Raw genomic sequence first — 2,864 nt, forward strand, 5'->3', positions numbered from 1 at the left:
ACCACGACACCCCAAGAAAAACAGCCGGGAGGCATCGGTGTCCGACACTTACGATCAACTCGAAACCCGCTCCCCCGACCGGCGCGAGGCGGAGCTGTTCGCGGCGCTGCCGGCGCAGATCGCCCACGCCAAGGCGAATGCGCCCTATTTCACCCGCCTGCTGGCCGATGTGGACCCCGCCGCCGTCCGTGACCGCGCGGCGCTCGCCGCCCTGCCGGTCACCCGCAAGTCGGACCTGATCGCCTTGCAGAAGGAGGCACCGCCCTTCGGTGGAATGACCACCGTCGCCATCGGTCGGCTGGCCCGCGTCTTCGCCTCGCCCGGTCCGATCCACGATCCGGAGGCCCACGGCACGGACCCCTGGCGCACCGCGCGGGCGCTCTACGCCTCGGGCATCCGCGGCGGCGACCTCGTGCAGAACTGCTTCGCCTACCACCTGACCCCCGCCGGCTCGATGTTCGAGACGGGGGCGCACGCGCTGGGCTGCGCGGTCATCCCCGCCGGCGTCGGCAACACGGAGATGCAGGCCCAGGTGGCCGCCCATCTGAAGCCGCGGGCCTACATCGGCACGCCCGACTTCCTGAAGATCATCCTGGAAAAGGGCGACGAGCTGGGGCTGGACCTGTCCTCCATCGCGATCGGCCATCTGACCGGCGGCCCCTTCCTGCCGGACGCCCGCGCCTATTACGAGGGGCGCGGCATCGCCGCCTACCAGAGTTACGGCACCGCCGATCTCGGCCTCGTCGCCTATGAGACGACGGCCCGCGCCGGGCTGGTGGTGGAGGAGGGGGTGATCGTCGAGATCGTCCGCCCCGGCACCGGCGATCCCGTGCCGGCGGGCGAGGTGGGGGAGGTCGTCGTCACCACCTTCAACCAAGCCTATCCGCTGGTCCGCTTCGCCACCGGCGACCTGTCCGCCGTGCTGCCCGGCGAAAGCCCCTGCGGGCGCACCAACATGCGGCTGAAGGGCTGGATGGGCCGCGCCGACCAGACCACCAAGGTCAAGGGCATGTTCGTCCACCCGCAGCAGATCGCCGAGGTGCTGCGCCGCCACCCGCAGATCGGCAAGGCCCGCCTCGTCGTCGGGCGGGAGGACGCCAACGACACCATGACCCTGCGCTGCGAGTCGCCCGAGTCCGGCGAGGCTTTGGCGGCGTCGGTGCGTGAAACTCTGGCCGCCGTCACCAAATTGAAGGGTGTCGTGGAGTTCGCTGCCCCCGGCAGCCTGCCCAACGACGGCAAGGTCATCGAAGACGCCCGCGCCTGAGCGCCGACGATACCCGAAAACAACGATAACCGACCCGATACACACGAGGACCTTTTCGACATGAGCGTCAGCACCGACCTCCAGCTCGACCCCTTCGCGCTCGCCAGGGAGCTGTCGGGCAAGCATTTCTTCGGCGGCGAGTTCCGCCCGGCCTCCTCCGGCAAGGGCTTCCCCGTCGTAAATCCGGCGACCGGCGAGACGGTGGCCGAGGCCGCCTTCGGCGAGGCGACGGACGTCGACGCCGCGGTGGCCGCTGCGGTGGCCGCGCAGAAGGAATGGGCCAAGCGCCCGGTGCGCGAGCGCGGCAAGCTGGTCGCCGAGTGCGGGCGCGTGCTCGACGCCCACAAGGAGGAAATCGCCAAGCTGATCGCTCTGGAGACCGGCAAGGCGCTGCGCACCGAATCGCGCGTCGAGGCCGGCGTCCTCTCCGACGCCTTCGTCTTCTTCGGCGGTCTGGCGCCGGAACTGAAGGGCGAAACCATCCCCTTCAACCCGTCGATGCTGACCATGACGGTGCGCGAGCCGGTGGGCGTGGTCGGCGCGATCATCCCGTGGAACGTGCCGCTGCTGCTGATGGCGCTGAAGATCGCCCCGGCGATGGTGGCGGGCAACGCCGTGGTGGTGAAGTCGGCGGAGGAAGCGCCTCTGGCCGTGCTCCGCGTCGTGCAGCTCATCAACACGGTGATCCCGGCCGGGGTGGTGAACATCCTGTCGGGCTACGGTCCGGAATGCGGCGCCCCGCTGGTGGCGCACAAGGATGTCAAGAAGGTGACCTTCACCGGCTCGGTCGAGACCGGCAAGATCGTCTACAAGACCGCCGCCGAGAAGCTGATCCCGGTGACCCTGGAGCTGGGCGGCAAGAGCCCGATGATCGTCTGCGGCGACGCCGATTTGGATCAGGCCATCGCGGGCGCCATCGCCGGCATGCGCTTCACCCGCCAGGGCCAGAGCTGCACCGCGTCGTCGCGCATCTTCGTCCATGACAGCATCCACGACGCTTTCGTGGAGAAGCTGAAGGAGAAGGTAAACGCCATGAAGATGGGCGACCCGCTCGACGAGTCGACCGACATCGGCACCATCGTCTCGCCGCAGCAGCTCGACCGGGTGCAGAGCTACATCGCCATCGGCAAGGAGGGCGGGGCGACGCCGCATGTCTGCTCGGCCATGCCGTCCGATCCGAAACTGACCAAGGGCCTGTACGTGCAGCCGCACATCTTCACCGGCGTGAAGAACAGCGACCGCATCGCGCAGGAGGAGATTTTCGGCCCGGTCTGCTGCGTCATCCGCTGGACCGATTACGAAGAGGTCATCGCCCAGGCCAACGACACCGAATACGGCCTCGCGGCGACGATCTGGACGCGCGACCTGAAGGTGGCGATGGACGCGGTGCACCGGCTGGAGGCCGGATTCGTCCAGGTTAACCAGAATCTGGTCGTGCAGCCGAACCTGTCCTACGGCGGCGTGAAGTCGTCGGGGTTGGGCAAGGAAGCCTCGCTGGAAGCGATGCTGGAGCACTTCACCCACAAGAAGACGATCATCATCAACATGAAGTAACGGCGGGGTGGGGAGGTGGTTGCGGTGGTGCCCCCCTCCCGAC

The 2,864-nt window shown here is 68.2% G+C and carries 2 protein-coding genes; both read left to right on the forward strand.

What is annotated here, in order from left to right:
• Positions 1-37: 37 nt before the first annotated feature.
• Positions 38-1,267 carry an AMP-binding protein gene (locus tag GBZ26_RS28565; protein ID WP_174441692.1) on the forward strand — a complete coding sequence of 410 codons (1,230 nt, stop codon included), beginning with the start codon at positions 38-40 and terminating at the stop codon, positions 1,265-1,267.
• Between the two features lie 60 nt (positions 1,268-1,327).
• Entirely contained in the window at positions 1,328-2,821 is a 1,494-nt protein-coding gene (locus GBZ26_RS28570) for an aldehyde dehydrogenase family protein (protein WP_174441693.1), read from the forward strand.
• Positions 2,822-2,864 lie beyond the last annotated feature (43 nt).

The sequence above is a fragment of the Azospirillum formosense genome (assembly GCF_013340925.1).
GTDB lineage: Bacteria > Pseudomonadota > Alphaproteobacteria > Azospirillales > Azospirillaceae > Azospirillum > Azospirillum formosense.